The organism is Propionivibrio dicarboxylicus, assembly GCF_900099695.1.
Lineage (GTDB): Bacteria > Pseudomonadota > Gammaproteobacteria > Burkholderiales > Rhodocyclaceae > Propionivibrio > Propionivibrio dicarboxylicus.
On record NZ_FNCY01000007.1, the window covers coordinates 67,751 to 83,393 of the forward strand.

Annotated in this window: 13 protein-coding genes; 9 read left to right on the forward strand and 4 right to left on the reverse strand. The window is 59.4% G+C overall.

Annotation, left to right across the window (positions count from 1 at the left end; genetic code table 11):
* Positions 1-113 precede the first annotated feature (113 nt).
* The 7 genes from BLR25_RS09940 (at position 114) to BLR25_RS09970 (ending at position 7,654) form a co-directional block, all read left to right on the forward strand.
* A complete protein-coding gene (locus tag BLR25_RS09940) occupies positions 114-851 on the forward strand; it encodes a glycosyltransferase (protein ID WP_091937143.1) in 738 nt (245 codons plus the stop codon).
* The gene (locus BLR25_RS09945; RefSeq protein ID WP_091937145.1) at positions 844-1,725 is read left to right on the forward strand and encodes an alpha-1,2-fucosyltransferase; all 882 of its coding nucleotides are present in this window, start codon (positions 844-846) and stop codon (positions 1,723-1,725) included. The genes BLR25_RS09940 and BLR25_RS09945 overlap by 8 nt, the downstream gene beginning before the upstream one ends.
* A 10-nt stretch (positions 1,726-1,735) precedes the next feature.
* Positions 1,736-2,896 carry a glycosyltransferase family 4 protein gene (locus BLR25_RS09950; protein WP_091937147.1) on the forward strand — a complete coding sequence of 387 codons (1,161 nt, stop codon included), beginning with the start codon at positions 1,736-1,738 and terminating at the stop codon, positions 2,894-2,896.
* Positions 2,897-2,936: 40 nt separating this feature from the next.
* Positions 2,937-3,863 (forward strand): glycosyltransferase family 2 protein, encoded by a 927-nt coding sequence (locus BLR25_RS09955; protein ID WP_176785828.1) that lies wholly within the window; start codon positions 2,937-2,939, stop codon positions 3,861-3,863.
* Positions 3,853-5,037, forward strand: coding sequence for a glycosyltransferase family 4 protein (locus tag BLR25_RS09960; protein ID WP_091937149.1), 1,185 nt, complete (start codon positions 3,853-3,855; stop codon positions 5,035-5,037). The genes BLR25_RS09955 and BLR25_RS09960 overlap by 11 nt, the downstream gene beginning before the upstream one ends.
* Before the next feature lie 67 nt (positions 5,038-5,104).
* A complete protein-coding gene (locus tag BLR25_RS09965; protein ID WP_091937151.1) occupies positions 5,105-5,665 on the forward strand; it encodes a sugar transferase in 561 nt (186 codons plus the stop codon).
* A gap of 39 nt (positions 5,666-5,704) precedes the next feature.
* A complete protein-coding gene (locus BLR25_RS09970) occupies positions 5,705-7,654 on the forward strand; it encodes a polysaccharide biosynthesis protein (protein ID WP_091937153.1) in 1,950 nt (649 codons plus the stop codon).
* Positions 7,655-7,677: 23 nt separating this feature from the next.
* On the opposite strand, the gene BLR25_RS09975 is transcribed toward BLR25_RS09970, so the two are convergent.
* The 4 genes from BLR25_RS09975 to BLR25_RS09995 form a co-directional block, all read right to left on the reverse strand.
* Positions 7,678-8,769 carry an MraY family glycosyltransferase gene (locus tag BLR25_RS09975; protein ID WP_091937154.1) on the reverse strand — a complete coding sequence of 364 codons (1,092 nt, stop codon included), beginning with the start codon at positions 8,767-8,769 and terminating at the stop codon, positions 7,678-7,680.
* A gap of 430 nt (positions 8,770-9,199) precedes the next feature.
* Entirely contained in the window at positions 9,200-10,306 is a 1,107-nt protein-coding gene (gene gmd / locus BLR25_RS09985) for a GDP-mannose 4,6-dehydratase (protein ID WP_091937158.1), read from the reverse strand.
* Between the two features lie 11 nt (positions 10,307-10,317).
* On the reverse strand, positions 10,318-11,298 hold the full coding sequence (gene fcl / locus BLR25_RS09990; protein WP_091937160.1) for a GDP-L-fucose synthase: 981 nt from the start codon (positions 11,296-11,298) through the stop codon (positions 10,318-10,320).
* Positions 11,295-12,770, reverse strand: coding sequence for a mannose-1-phosphate guanylyltransferase/mannose-6-phosphate isomerase (locus tag BLR25_RS09995; protein WP_091937162.1), 1,476 nt, complete (start codon positions 12,768-12,770; stop codon positions 11,295-11,297). Before BLR25_RS09995 ends, fcl begins: the two co-directional genes overlap by 4 nt.
* A 318-nt stretch (positions 12,771-13,088) precedes the next feature.
* Here BLR25_RS09995 and BLR25_RS10000 point away from each other — a divergent pair, with 318 nt between their 5' ends.
* Together BLR25_RS10000 and parE are read left to right on the forward strand one after the other, a co-directional pair.
* Complete coding sequence (locus BLR25_RS10000) at positions 13,089-13,517, forward strand: hypothetical protein (protein WP_091937164.1); 429 nt, start codon at positions 13,089-13,091, stop codon at positions 13,515-13,517.
* A gap of 136 nt (positions 13,518-13,653) precedes the next feature.
* Positions 13,654-15,603 (forward strand): DNA topoisomerase IV subunit B, encoded by a 1,950-nt coding sequence (parE, locus tag BLR25_RS10005; RefSeq protein WP_091937167.1) that lies wholly within the window; start codon positions 13,654-13,656, stop codon positions 15,601-15,603.
* The last annotated feature ends 40 nt before the right edge of the window (positions 15,604-15,643 follow it).

The window sequence follows — 15,643 nt, forward strand, 5'->3', positions numbered from 1 at the left end:
GTCGTCAGCCGAAGTGACCCTGTCAGCGCATTAGAGAGCGCACCATTACAATCCAGAATCGCCCCGTCGGCTCAGCGTACGCTCAGCACGGCATCACCAAACGAACAGTATCCATGACCGAAGAAATACTGCTGACAATCATCACGGTAACAAAAAACTGCGTCGCCAGCATTGGACGCACACTGGACTCCGTACGCGCCGTCAAGCGTTCCGGTGTCGAATATGTCGTCGTCGATGGTGCCTCCAGTGACGGCACAACCGAAGCAATCCGAGCCAGCGGTACGCTCGTGGATCGATTGATCAGCGAGAAAGATCATGGCATCTATAACGCCATGAACAAGGGCGTCGCAAATGCCAGAGGGCGCTACATTCTATTCATCAACGGTGATGACGAACTCCTACCCGGCGACTTCCCGATCGTCTTGGAAACGCTCGCCAATAGCAGCGCAAAAATCATTTGTACGACCACCCTGGTCGGCACGACGAGTTGCCCGACCGAAACCCTCGTGGCCAGACCATGGCATCTGCCTTTCTACAACTCAATCCCCCATCCATCGACATTTGTCGCTCGGGACTTGCTACTGCGTTCACCGTTGCGTGAAGACTTGCGCATCGTGTCGGATTACGATTTCTTCCTTTTCGCCTATCTTTCCGGCCAGGCTTTTCTCGTGCTGCCAAAGGTCACGGCACTGCACCAGAGGGGCGGCGCATCAGGAAACGTCAACCTATCGCAACGAGAGTTGGAACGCGTGCGCAAGGAGCGCCTCGGTTGGCGCTACCCGATCTGCAATGGCTTAATGGCGCTCTACCGCCTGGCACGACGCCTTTCCGGGGGAGCGCTGCATGTCTGAAGCGCCGCGCTCCGTCGTCGTCGGACTCTCCGGCGGCCTCGGTAACCAGATGTTTCAATACGCCGCTGGTCGTGCTCTCGCCCACCGCCTGAACACCCGCTTGATCCTCGATTTGTCCTGGTTCTCGGGGCAAAGCGAACGTCATTACGCCCTCACCCCCTTTCGAATCGAAGCAAACCTGCAATCAGCCTGGCCGTCCTTGCCGACGAAAGCACAATCACTGATCTCTCGACTATCGCGTCGCTGGATGCCGCGCATCATGGGCGTACCGGTCTGGCGTGAACCGCATTTTCACTACGCGCAGGATTTCGCAGCGATTCAATCACCGGTCTTTCTCGAAGGATTCTGGCAGAGCGAGCGTTATTTCAAGGATGTTCGGCAACAGCTCCAGTCCGAATTCTCTCTTCGGGATCCCATGCCGCCGGCTTGCCAAGCCGTTCTCGATAAAATCCGCGCTTGCGATGCCCTCTGCATCCATGTGCGCCGAGGCGACTATCTGAGCAACCCGATCGCAGCGAAAGTCCACGGCACCTGCTCCACCGACTACTACCGGGATGGTGTCAGCGAACTCAGCCGAAAGCTGAAGACCCCGCATGCATTCGTCTTTTCTGACGAACCCGACTGGGCGAGAGATTCACTCACGTTTGACTGCCCCATGACCGTCGTCGACATCAACACTCCCACCGATGCGCATCTCGACCTGTTGCTGATGTCAGCATGCCGTCATTTCGTCATCGCCAACAGTTCGCTCAGTTGGTGGGCTGCCTGGATTGGTGAAGACGAGAACACGACCGTCATCGCGCCAACCCGCTGGTTTCTTACGGCCGACAAGGACACGTCCGACCTGCTTCCGGATCACTGGCTGAAGCGTTGAACCGCAACCCATGCGCATACTACTGACATCCCCCACCTACCCGCCCTTTAACAGCGGTCTCGGCAACGCCGTCTCGCAACAGGCCGCCTGCCTGACAAAGGCGGGTCACGAGGTCATCGTTGCCACCGGGGGCGGTACACGCGCCACCGAGGTCGATATGTTGGGCATCCGCATCGAACGATTTGCAGTGTCGGGCGCGAACTCGTTGTTGCAACCGATCCGCGGCGACCGCAAGACTTACGTGGACTTCTTGCGCACGGTGAATTGCGATATCGTCGTGATGAACGCTTGGCAAAACTGGGCGAGCGACCTCGCTCTCTTGCACATCGACGAAATCGGCGGCAGGAAATTCATGTTCAGCCATTGCATATCGACGAACGTATTCTATTCGCATCAACCGGTCCGGTCGCTGGTTCGCTATCTCGCCTGGCGCCCCTATTGGTGGAGCATATCCAAGATCATGCGCAAGCTCGATGGCGTCATTTTTCTTGCTGATCGCGGCTCCGACAGCCGTTTCGACGACCTCACACTGGCGCGAAGAATTGAGGTCCCGGTCCACGTCGTCTCAAACAGTCTGTCAACTGCAGCCGCGATCGCATTGGACGCCCCGTGCCGGGGTTTGCAGGAGCGAGATCGACTGATCGCTATCGGCGCTTATCAGTGGCAGAAAGGATTCGATTTCGTCCTGAAAGCCTATGCCAAATCCAAAGCCTGCAACCGCATTCCCTTGCATCTATATGGCCAGCAACGCTCACGCTACAACGATCTGCTCGAATCGCTCGCAAACAGGCTATTACTGAAGCCTGAATTCGTGGTTTTCCATGAAGGTATCGCCGGCGAAGCGCTCATCGCCGAATACCAAAGCGCCCAAATGGTGCTATCCGGCTCGCATACCGAATGCCAGCCCTTGGTGCTGATCGATGCCAGCGCAACCGGCACGCCGTTCATCGCTCGTACGACGGGATGCATCGCCCATATGCAGGGCGGCTTGGCGGTATCAAGCTGGCAGGAAATGGCTGCTTCTATCGATAAGATACTTGATGACACGGTTTGCTGGGAGCGCATGAGCAACGCCGCACGCCAGACAGCCGCCGCGCTTTACCACCCGGATGTCGTCAGCCGAAAACTGCTTGACGTTCTTAACGGCGACATCGACAGGATCAGGCATTAAGACAATGGCACCGTCCGCACAAACACCGCCACGAAATACCATGCAAGAACCCGCTGAAAACGCTCCGATTGTCACTGTTGCCCTCTCCGTGTTCAACGGTGGCGCACTGCTCGAATCGGCCGTACGCTCTGTCGTGGCACAGACATTTCAGGACTGGGAGTTGCTAATTCTCGATGACGGCTCGACAGATGGCGCCATCGACCGCCTGCCTCAACTGGAGGATCGACGCATCGTCGTCGTACGTGACGGGCTGAACAAAGGACTTCCGAGCCGTTTGAACCAGGCCATTGGCATGGCCCGGGGCCGGTATTTCGCTCGCATGGATCACGACGACTTATGTCATCCGCATCGTTTCTCGGAACAGGTTGCATTTCTCGACACGAATCCGCAGATCGACTTGTTGGCAACCGAATGCGTCACTATGGACGAAGAAGGCCGTATCAACGGAAGCCTGCCCGCTCGACATACGCATGAGGCACTCTGTGCCCGCCCGTGGCTTTCGATCCCGATGCCGCATCCAACCTGGATGGGGCGGATCGAGTGGTTCCGCAAACATCGCTATAGCGACCCGGTGCCCTATTGCTGCGACGATAACGAGTTGCTACTCAGAAGCTTTGCCGACAGCCGCTTCTATTGCCTGCCACAGCAATTACTCGCCTATCGTGTGAGATCTCACACCCCCTGGAAAAAGCTCTGGAGAACGCGGCTCGCCCAAGCGGGGGTTCAGATAGCGTATTTCCGCAAACGCGGCCGGTGGGGTGCGGCCTTGTTGTCGCTTCTCGCCGCCCTCTTGCGAATCGGAACTGACGGCTATCGCGAAATTCGCTTCCGCTGCATCGGTGCAGCTTCGACGCATCAGAACGAATCGTTAAAGGAAAAACACGGTGAATGGATGCGTCTGATCGAGGAGCTCTCACACCCCATCGCCGCACACTCAGCCTGCGACAAAACACGCAATGAAGCCTAATTCCGATCAATATCATATCGGCGAACAAGGCAAACGAAACATCATCTTCGTCGCCACCACCCCTTTCGCCGTCAACGCCTTCCTGCGTACGCATCTGATCGCGCTGGCCAGGACCTATAACGTCACCTTGTGCGTCAACACGCAGGTCTATCCGCTCGAAGAAGAGATCGCGCACGCGGTGCGCGTGCAACACATCGACATTGCCCGCAAGATATCGCCCCGACACGATCTGCGTGCGCTGCTGCAGCTATGGCGATACTTTCGCGCACACCATCCCGCCGCCGTGCACAGCATGACGCCAAAAGCCGGATTACTTGCCATGCTGGCGGCAAAACTGGCGTGCGTGCCACGACGTTTCCACACTTTCACAGGGCAAGTATGGGCGACCCGCAGGGGAATTGCCCGTACCCTTTTCAAAAGTATCGACTGGCTGATTGCCGCCTGCGCCAGCCAGGTATTTGCCGACAGCGTCTCGCAATGCCGCTTTCTTGAAAGCGAAAGCGTCGTGCCGACCGGCGGCGTCACCGTGCTCGGCGATGGCTCCGTGGCGGGCGTCGACCTCGACCGCTTCCGCCCCGACCCGACGGCCCGCGCCGCATTGCGCGCGCAGATGCAGATATCGGAGCATATTCCCGTCTTCCTCTTCCTCGGGCGTATGGTGCGTGACAAGGGCGTCTACGATCTGCTCGACGCGTTTGCGCGCATTAACGCCGAACACCCCGACTGGGCGCTGTGGATGGTCGGTCCCGACGAAGACGGCCTGCAAGCCGAGCTCGAACAGCGCAGCAAGACTTTGGGGCTCCGCGTTCATTGGTTCGGCAGGACATTCGAACCGGAACGCTATATGGCAGCCGCCGATGCTTTCGTGCTGCCGAGCTATCGCGAGGGATTCGGGTCCGTCGTCATCGAAGCCGCCGCATGCGGCCGCCCGGCAATCGCCTACCGGATTGACGGCGTCATCGATGCGATCGTTGACGCGCAGACCGGGCTGCTCGTCGAAAAAGGCAATATCGACGCACTGGCCGCGGCAATCGCCAAACTCGGCAACGACCGGGACGAAATGGCGCGGCTGGGCACTGCCGCCTACACCCGTGCTTTACGCGATTTTTCGAGTACTACCGTCAGCGCGGCCTGGCTCGCGTTTTATGCTACCGAACTCGATAGATACACATGAACGGTGCAGAACTCCACGTGGATAAGCAGCCGCCACCGATAATACCGGCCATTCCGGAGCATGCAGTATGAAACGTCTGTTCGACCTGTTTGTCGCCGTCAGCGTTGCCATCGCGCTCGCGATTCCCTTCCTGCTCATCGCGCTGGCCGTTCGCCTGACATCAAAGGGGCCGGCCCTCTACTGGAGCGATCGCGTCGGCAAAGACAATCGCATCTTCAGGATGCCGAAATTCCGCAGTATGCGAATCGACACACCTGCCGTCGCCACACACCTGCTCGACAATCCCGATCGATGGCTGACACCGATTGGGTCTTTTTTGCGCAAGAGCAGCCTCGACGAACTACCCCAACTCTGGAGCATACTCAAAGGCGATATGAGCCTTGTCGGCCCCCGCCCCGCGCTCTACAACCAGGACGACCTGATCGCCCTGCGTACCGAGGCTGGCGTCCACCAACTGGTGCCGGGACTCACCGGTTGGGCGCAGGTCAACGGGCGCGACGAACTGCCGATTCCGCAAAAGGTCGCGCTCGATATCGAATACAAACAGCGCCAATCCTTCTGCTTCGACCTCAACATCATCTGGCTTACCGCGCTCAAGGTGATCGCCAGAGACGGCGTATCGCACTGAGCGCCGCGCCTGGCGCCACGCATCCACACAAGGACACTCATGATCAATAAAATTCTGACGGAACTGGCCATGCCGGTACTGGCCCTGCCCCGGCCGGCCAAGCGCATCGTCGTCCTGGTTGTCGACATCAGCGCCTGCGTGTTGAGCCTGTGGCTCGCGTATTACCTGCGTCTCGGCGAGTTTGTCTCTTTATCAGGCAAAGCGCTCATCGCACTGACCGCATCGATCAGCCTGGCCGTACCGATATTCACGCTCTCCGGACTTTATCGCGCCATCTTTCGCTATAGCGGCTGGCCGGCGCTCATGACGGTGGCTCGTGCCGTCGGCATCTACGGCCTGCTCTATGCGTCCATATTCACCGCCATCGGCTTCGTCGACATCCCGAGAACGGTTGGCATCATTCAGCCGATTCTGTTGCTCCTGTTCGTCGGCGCCTCGCGCACCTTCGCCGGCGTGTGGCTGGGTGACCGATACCAGGGCATTCTCAAAGAGGCCTCTCGCCCCAAGGTGTTGATCTACGGCGCCGGGCAATCCGGCCGACAGCTTGCCGCAGCGATGGCCAACAATCTCGAAATGCAAGTGACCGGTTTTCTCGACGATGACGACCGACTTCACGGCCACGTACTCAACGGCCTGCCGATCTATAACCCCGAGGACCTCGCCAGCCTGGCGGAAACGCTGAACATCGGCGATGTGTTGCTGGCAATGCCCGGCATCAACCGCAAACGCCGCAATGAAATCCTGACCCAGATCCGCAACGCTCGCGTCTCGGTCAGAACCCTGCCGAGCGTTACTGAGCTCGCCCAGGGAAAAGTCAGCGTTGCGGATCTCCGTGAACTCGATATTGACGACCTGCTCGGACGTGAGCCCGTTACGCCGAACCATATCCTGCTGACCAGGAACATTCAGGACAAAGTCGTCCTCGTCACCGGCGCGGGCGGATCGATCGGCAGCGAACTGTGCCGCCAAATTCTCGCGCTGAACCCGACCAAACTGCTCCTGATCGAGCAAAGCGAGTTCGCGCTCTATGCCATTCACCAGGAACTGGAAAGCAAACTGGCCGACCGACCGACCGTTCTCGTACCCCTGCTCGCATCGGTTCAGGATGAGGCTCGGATGCGCGAAATCATGTCCACCTGGCACCCGGAAACCCTGTATCACGCGGCAGCTTACAAGCATGTGCCATTGGTCGAACACAATCCTGCCGAAGGCATCAAGAACAATGTACTGGGCACCCTGCGCACCGCTCTGGCCGCGGCCGAGAACGGCGTCAATGACTTCGTGTTGATCAGCACCGACAAGGCCGTGCGCCCGACCAACATCATGGGCGCGAGCAAACGCTTGGCGGAGATGGTGTTGCAGGCGATAGCGGCAACGGGCACCCGCACGAATTTCACGATGGTGCGCTTCGGCAACGTGCTGGGATCGTCGGGATCGGTCGTGCCGAAGTTCCGCCAACAAATTCGCGACGGCGGCCCGATCACGCTGACACACCCCGAGATCACGCGCTATTTCATGACGATCCCCGAAGCGGCACAGCTCGTCATCCAGGCGGGCGCCATGGCCAAGGGCGGCGATGTCTTCGTGCTCGACATGGGCCAACCCGTCAAGATCATCGACCTTGCGCGACGCATGATCGAGCTCTCCGGCCTCACCGTGAAGGACGAAGAGAATCCGGATGGTGACATCGACATCGAAATCACTGGCTTACGCCCCGGCGAGAAACTCTATGAGGAACTACTGATTGGCGACAACCCGAAGCCGACTTCACACTCCCGCATCATGAAGGCGCACGAGGATTTTATCGCCTGGGACGAACTTGAAAGCAAGCTCAATGCACTGGACATAGCACTTAATGTCAATGACGTTGGTGTGATACGCCTGATGATTCAAAACCTGGTATCAGGCTACATGCCCTGTGACGAAATTGTTGACTGGGTATATCTGGCGCAAGAAGCAGATGCGTCTCTCGTTAATCAAGGCGCATGACGCTCGGAGAAAAGCGTTTCCGATCAACTGCTGTATTGGGGAACAGAATTTTTTATCGAACGCCGCCCCCAATGGAAGCAGACGAGTCTTCGATAACAGAGCCAATACACGAAAGCGCTGAAAACGAACGAAGCCATGAGACAGAGGGTCTGCTCACGGAAATACACGGCAAGCAAAGCAGGAAGTGACGCATAGACCCAACAGATCGGCGAAACCGCAGCATTTCTGAAACACGCAGGCCATCCCTTGAAATGCCTGCGAATAATGCGCATTTTGACGAGGCTGTGCAAATGCAAGCGATCCGGATAACCCGGATTGAGCGAGCGCTTATAACGCCGCGCCATGCTGAAGAGCACCTCAAGCACCGGATACCCACACGCCAGCAGTGGCGCCCACTCGGATACTGACGGATTCCTCGTCGGCAACATCACAGCGAGCCAAGCGACCAAAAACCCGAGCAAATACGCACCGCCATCACCAAGAAACAGCTTGCCAAGAGGGAAATTGACCGCCAGAAAGCCGGCCAGCACAGCAGCCAGCGATAGGCAGATTGACGCGATCACACCGTCGCCGACATCGACAGCGATGATGCCCAACGCGGCCAGGCAGATAATGACGCTACCCGCGGCAAGTCCGTTGAATCCATCAATAATATTGACGGAATTCGCCACTCCGGCAACCGCCACCATCGTAAACAACACCGATATCGGCACGAATTCCAGTAGTGCATCGAAACCCCAGACTTCGACCTCGGTCAGGCTGACACCGGTCAACAACCAGGCACAAAAACCGCTCGCCATCGTCGCCAGCAACCGCGCCCGCACACTCACGCGCTTGGTCACATCCTCGGCAAGACCGAAGACGAAGGCCGGCATGCCGGCCAGCAGCATGGCGCCAAGCACTTCTGCGACCGCACCGGAAGCACTGATCCAAACGGCGATCAGTCCGGCCAGAATGCCGACCCCCCCCACTCGCGGCGTCGCGCCGACGTGGAATTTCTGCACACCCTGATCGCTGTCAAGCGTCAATCTGCCATGCCAACGTTGTGTCATGACAATGAACACGCATACGACAAGAGTAACTAGCATCCCAAAAACAAAGGAATATTCTCGCATTTCATGCACGCGACGGAATCAAACCGCTCGCATATCCAATCTAGATAGATCATCAATACTTCAAACAGCAAGGTACCTTTCGCATGAAAACAACGCCCCTACGAAAACCATGCCAACCGATTCTTTCTTTGCCGCACCTGACACACGTCTTGCACAACCATCGACAGGCCGACGCTCCCTGCCAATTTCAGTGCCAGCACTTGCGTCATCCTCGCTGGCACGATCAATACCTGCCTATTCCGCAACGATAAAGAGTAGAACAATTCCCATACAACCATTGTCGGGAGAAGACAAACTCTAAAAAACCATATGGCATACTAGGTCTTCACATAACCAATGTCAACCCGAGCAAAAAAACAAGCAAGAAATCAATCACAAAGACATCAACAAATTAAATTGTCATCAAAAGAATTACTTTTACCACCTTCGCTTATTCATTGTAATTGAGGGTTTTGTATCCATGTTTCCGAGTCAATTCATCGCGCTCGGCTGAAATGTAATCTTCCCGCACCATTTCCGCCACCAACTCGTCGAATGTCGTTCTCGGCGACCATCCGAGTTTCGTCTTGGCTTTGGTCGGGTCACCCAGCAGGGTTTCCACCTCGGTCGGGCGGAAGTAGCGCGGGTCAACGGCGACGATGCAGCGCTCGCCGTCCGGCGTTTGCCAGTAACCCTTTTCTTCAACGCCCTGGCCTTGCCAACCGATTGCCATGCCAAGTTCCTTCGCAGCGGCATTGACGAAATCGCGTACGCTGTATTGCACACCAGTGGCGATCACGAAGTCCTCGGGCTTGTCCTGCTGCAACATTAGCCATTGCATTTCGACATAATCGCGGGCGTGGCCCCAGTCACGCTTGGCGTCCATGTTGCCGAGGAACAGGCAATCTTGCAGGCCCAGCTTGATCCGCGCCAGCGCACGGGTGATCTTGCGGGTCACGAAGGTCTCGCCGCGGTTCGGGCTTTCGTGGTTGAAGAGGATTCCGTTACAGGCGTAGATACCATAGGCTTCGCGGTAATTGATGGTGATCCAGTAGGCATAGAGCTTGGCCACCGCATACGGGCTGCGCGGATAGAACGGCGTCGTTTCCTTTTGCGGAATCTCCTGCACCAGGCCGTAGAGTTCAGAGGTACTGGCCTGGTAGAAGCGAGTCTTCTTCTCAAGGCCAAGAATGCGAATCGCTTCGAGGATGCGCAGCGCGCCGAGGGCGTCCGAGTTCGCCGTGTATTCGGGCTCTTCGAAACTCACCGCCACATGACTCTGCGCCGCAAGATTGTAGATCTCGTCCGGTTGCGTTTGCTGGATGATGCGGATCAGGCTGGAACTGTCGGTGAGATCGCCGTGGTGCAGGAAGAAGCGCACGTCTTTCTGATGCCGGTCCTGATACAGGTGGTCGATTCGATCCGTATTGAACAGGCTGGTCCGGCGCTTGATACCGTGAACGACATAGCCTTTGTCGAGCAGGAATTCGGCAAGGTAGGCACCGTCTTGCCCCGTAACCCCCGTAATCAGGGCAACTTTGCGATTTTGTTCGGTCATGGGTGTTCTTCCTATTGGTTTCGGGTCGAGGTGTTATTCAAGAAATCGTCATAGGCGCGCCGCAAGCCTTCATCGAGCGGCATGCCCGCTTGCCAGCCGAGCGCGTTGAGGCGCGCACTGTCCATCAGTTTGCGCGGCGTGCCGTCGGGCTTGGTAACATCGAACGTTATTTCGCCGGCATAGCCGACCGCCCTGCCTACCGCTTCGGCGAGTTGGCGAATGGTGATATCGCTGCCATAGCCGACGTTGATGTGGCTGAGCATCGGCTGCGTATGCTGCTGGTAAACCCCCTTGTCGAGATTCATCACGTGCACGCTTGCCGCCGCCATGTCGTCAACATAAAGAAACTCGCGCATCGGCGTGCCGGTTCCCCAAATCGTCACGCAAGGCGCTTTTGCGAGCTTGGCTTCATGAAACCGCCGGATCAGCGCCGGGATGACGTGCGAGTTCTCCGGGTGATAGTTGTCACCTGGCCCGTAGAGATTGGTCGGCATGACGCTGCGGTAGTCGACGCCGTGGCTGGCGCCGTACTGACGGTTGTAGCTCTCGCAGAGCTTGATGCCGGCAATCTTGGCGATGGCGTAGGGTTCGTTGGTCGGTTCCAGTGTGCCGGTCAGCAACGCGTCTTCGCGCATCGGCTGCGCGGCATGTTTCGGGTAGATGCAGCTCGACCCGAGGAACAGCAGTTTCCTGACACCATTGCGAAAGGCCGCATCAATGACGTTGGCCTCGACCATCAGGTTCTGGTAGATGAACTCGGCCGGGTAAGTGTCGTTGGCATGAATGCCGCCCACCTTGGCCGCCGCCAGATAGACCTGATCAGGCCGTTCGGCAGCGAAGAAGGCGCGCACGGCGGCCTGGTCGGTGAGGTCGAGTTCGGCACGCGTGCGCGTCACGATATTGCGCTGACCCTGTGCCTCCAGCGTCCGCACGATCGCCGATCCGACCATGCCGCGATGGCCGGCAACGAATATTTTGCTGGCATGGCTCACGCCTTGCTTCTCCCGTAGCTGTCTTCAAAGCGCACAATATCGTCCTCGCCGAGGTAGCTACCTGATTGCACCTCGATGATTTCCAGCGGAATCGTGCCGGGGTTGGCCAGGCGATGCACTTCGCCCAACGGAATGTAGGTCGATTGGTTTTCGGTGATCAACATTGTCTTGTCGCCGTTGGTGATTTCGGCGGTGCCCTTGACGACGATCCAGTGTTCGGCGCGATGGTGATGCTTCTGCAAGCTCAGGCTGGCCTTGGGCTTGACCTGGATGCGCTTGACCTTGAAGCGCCCGCCTTCGTCGATGCTGTCGTACCAGCCCCAGGGCCGGTGCACCTTGCGATGCAGAGCGTACTCTTCACGCCCTCGGGCGGCCAAATCGTTGACGATAGCCTTGACGTCCTGACTGCGCGCCCGATCGGCGACCAGCACCGCATCCGACGTCTCGATGACAACGACATCCTTGACACCGACTAGCGCGACGAGTCGGCTGGCGGCATGCACCAGCGTGTTTTCGCACGCAGTCGTCATAACGTCGCCGACGCTGGCGTTGCCCGCATCATCCTTTGGCAGCACCTGCCAGACAGCGTCCCAGGCGCCGAGATCGCTCCAGCCTGCGTCTAGCGGCACCATGCGGATGTCAAACTCGCTGCCGGGACAGCGCTCCATGACAGCGTAATCGACAGACTCCGAAGGTATGGCGATGAAGGCATCCTTGTCGGGCCGAACGAAGGGTGTCATGGCGCCTATATCGGCACTGCGCTGGGTCCAGGCAGCGCGAGTGGAAACGGCAATATCGGGGCGGAAGCGCTCGAGCGCTTTCATCCATACCGAGGCCTTGAGCACGAACATGCCGGCGTTCCAGTAGTATCCGCCGGCATCGAGATAGCGCTGGGCAGTGGCGGCGTCGGGCTTCTCGACGAAACGTTGCACGGCACGCAATGCCGTTTGCTCATCCGCCGACGTACCAACTGCGCTATCGGTCTGGATGTAGCCGTAACCGGTTTCAGGCCGGTCGGGGGAAATACCGAGGATGACGATGCTGCCCGCAGCGGCGGCACGGATCGCCGCTTGCATCGACGCGGTAAAGGCAGCGCTATCGGCAACCGTCTGGTCGGCGGGGGTGACGACCAACACCGGATCCTTGCCGTCTTCGAGCGCGGCCAGCGCAGCCAGCGTCAGTGCCGGCGCCGTGTTGCGCCCTTTCGGTTCGAGGAGTGCGGCGCCGAGGGCGATACCCGCTTCGCGGAGTTGTTCGGTGACGAGGAAGCGGTGTTCCTCGCCGCTGACGATCAGCATCTTTTCTACCTGAACGTCATTACCACCGAGGCCCACAAGTCGTTGTGCCGCCTGTTGAAAGAGACTGTCTTCACCGGTCAGACAGAGGAATTGCTTGGGAAAACCCGAGCGCGAGAGCGGCCACAGGCGCGTGCCCGAACCGCCGCAGAGGATTACAGGAGTGACTGAATACATGGCATGAACGCCTCTTGTCTTGTTATGGCCTTGGCAAATAGGCGACGCTCGCGGCTGGACCACCGCCTCTTAACCCCGTATATTCTACCTACTTATACTGGTCCGGGCGCGAAAGCGCAGTGTTCTAACCCTCACAAATTCTTCCGACCTCGCACGTCCCATCTGGACAAGGCGCCTTGGCAATATCGCAATACCTTTACGATCAACACCATAAGCATAACGCCTGAATCCGTTCCTGCCCGTGGACTGCTCCACCAGGCAGACCCCACCTCCCCGGACTCAGCCCCCCCCGACTTCGTTCCCATTTTTCCGATCGACATGATTCCGACCCTCCTGCGTTCCATCATTCTAACCGCCGGACCGTTCGCCGCGATGGCCGCCCTTGCCGCCGGCCCAACGCCGCAGCGCGTCACCGCCATCGAAGCCCTCGACAAAGCCACGCTCTATCGCAAGAGCAACGCCTACCTCGGCTTTTCCTGCCGCACAGCACCGGAAGGCGATATCGAGTGGCTGAAAAAGGCACGGCTCGGCGATTCGGTATTTCTCGGCAAACACTCGTTCAAGGCCGGCGTCATCGAGGCAATCACCTTCACCGAAGATCTGCGCACCAAAGACGGCCGGGTGCTCGCCGCCAAAGGCGACACGCAGTGCGTGCTGGCCGCCGACGAACGCGCGCTGCCGTATGACGAGAAGCGCTGCGACGGCATGTGGGTGTTCATTCCCAAGTGCCGCGTCGTCGAACGCTGATTTTGGCGCCTCACGAGAAAAACCGGCCAGCCTCCTTGCCCGGGGGTTTTCAGTATAATTCGCGCTTCTTCCGCACAACGCCCGACCCGGCCCGGCAGTCCTTTCCGGCCCGTGTCCTCTCTCGCATCAGGCCGCAATGAGCTATACCGCTGAATCGATCGCCGTCCTCAAGGGTCTGGAACCCGTCCGTCATCGCCCCGGCATGTACACGCGGACAGACTCGCCGCTGCACATCATCCAGGAAGCCATCGACAACGCCGCCGACGAAGCGCTCGGCGGTTTCTGCAAGCGCATCCTGGTGATCCTGCACGCCGACGGTTCGGTCAGCGTCCAGGACGACGGCCGCGGCATCCCGGTCGAGATTCACCCTGTCGAAGGCGTTCCGACGGTCGAGGTGGTGTTTACCCGCCTCCACGCCGGCGGCAAGTTCAACAAGGGTGACGGCACGTCGGCCTACCGCTTTTCCGGCGGCTTGCACGGTGTCGGTGTCTCGGTGACCAACGCGCTGTCGACGCGCCTCGAAGTCGAGGTCGTGCGCGACGGCGGCCGCCATTTCATCGCCTTTTCCGGCGGCAACGTCATCGAGCCGTTCCAGCGCATCGGCGACGCGCCGAAACGCGCCAGCGGCACGCGCATCCGCGCCTGGCCGGACCCGCAGTTCTTCGATTCGACGGTCATCGCCATCGGCGAACTCGAACGCCTGCTGCGCAGCAAAGCGGTACTGCTGCCCGGCCTCGAAATTTCGCTGTCGATCGAAAACGGCGAGACGAAAACCTGGCGTTTTGCCGATGGCATGCAGCAGTACCTGGCTGAGCAGCTCGACGGCGAACTCGCCGCACCGATCTTCACCGGCGAGAAATACGCGGCTGCCGGCGACGAGAACTTCCCGGCGGGTTCCGGCGCCGCCTGGTCGATCTGCTGGAGCGCCGAGGGCGGACTGGCGCGCGAATCCTACGTCAATCTGATCCCGACGCCGGCCGGCGGCACGCACGAGACCGGTCTGCGCCAGGCGGCCTTCGACGCGGTCAAGGGCTTCGCCGAGCACCACGCGCTGCTGCCCAAGGGCGTCAAGCTCGCCGCCGAAGACGTTTTTGGCCGCGCCAGCTTTGTTCTCGCCGCTCGCGTGCTCGACCCCTCGTTCCAGGGCCAGACCAAGGAACGGCTGAATTCGCGCGACGCTGTCGCGCTCGTCGCGCGCATGGTGCGCGACCCCTTCGAGCTGTGGCTCAACGAGCATCCCGACGACGCCAGGAAGATCACCGAACTCGCCATCAAGGCGGCGCAGGCGCGGTCCCGCGCCGGCCAGAAAGTGGAAAAGCGCAAGCAATCCGGCGTCGCCATCCTGCCCGGCAAGCTCTCCGACTGCCAGAGCGAGGATATCAACCGCAACGAGCTGTTCCTCGTCGAGGGCGACTCGGCCGGCGGCTCGGCGAAATCCGGCCGCGACAAGGAGGTGCAGGCGATCCTGCCGCTGCGCGGCAAAGTGCTCAACACCTGGGAAGTCGATCCCGGCAGCCTCTTCGCCAACAGGGAAATCCACGACATCGCCGTCGCGCTGGGCATCGATCCGCACCCGCCCGCAGCCCCCGACAGCGTGCTCGACAACCTGCGCTACGGCAAGGTGGTGATCATGACCGACGCTGACGTCGACGGGAGCCACATCCGCGTGCTGCTGTGCACGCTGTTCTACCGCCATTTCCCGAAGCTGCTCGAACACGGCCACCTGTATTTCGCGCAGCCGCCGCTCTACCGCCTGGACGTACCGGCATCCGGCAAGAAACGTCCGGCACGCAAGCTCTACGCGCTCGACAACGCCGAACGCGACGCCTTGCTCGACCGTGTGCAGATGGAAGGCGTCAAGCCCGAGTCCGTCGACATTTCCCGCTTCAAGGGTCTCGGCGAAATGAATCCCGAGCAACTCTGGGAAACGACGATGTCGCCCGACACGCGCCGCCTGATGCGCGTGCGCCTGCCGCAGGAAACCGAGGCACAACCGGTGATGAACATGCTGATGGCCAAGAATGAATCGGCCGGCCGCCGCGCCTGGATGGAGGAAAACGGCGCGCTGGTCGGGGCGGATCTGTAGCCACCCACCGCCGCCGAAGCGCAGCCGGTCTCCCATGATA